Genomic DNA, 234 nt, shown 5'->3' with positions numbered 1-234 from the left:
GCCGTCACCGCAGGCACCGTCACCATCGCCCTGGGCGCCCCCGGCCCCGCCAACACCCTCAACGTCCCCATCGCAGGGCTCCTGCCCGGGGACAAAGTCGAAAAGCTCGTCACCCTGGCCAACACCGGCAACTCCGACCTGAACAACGTCACCCTCACCACCACCGCCGGCGCCACCGGGTCCCTGCTCACCACCGACACCACCAACGGCCTGCAACTGACCATCGAAAACTGC

1 pseudogene is annotated in these 234 nt (G+C 67.9%); it reads left to right on the top strand.

Annotation, left to right across the window (positions count from 1 at the left end):
* Positions 1-234: pseudogene (locus tag FDP28_RS20420) on the top strand (TasA family protein); the annotation flags it as partial.

This window comes from Paenarthrobacter nicotinovorans (genome assembly GCF_007670255.1).
Classification (GTDB): domain Bacteria; phylum Actinomycetota; class Actinomycetes; order Actinomycetales; family Micrococcaceae; genus Arthrobacter; species Arthrobacter nicotinovorans_B.
This window is presented reverse-complemented; position numbering and strand designations above follow the sequence as displayed.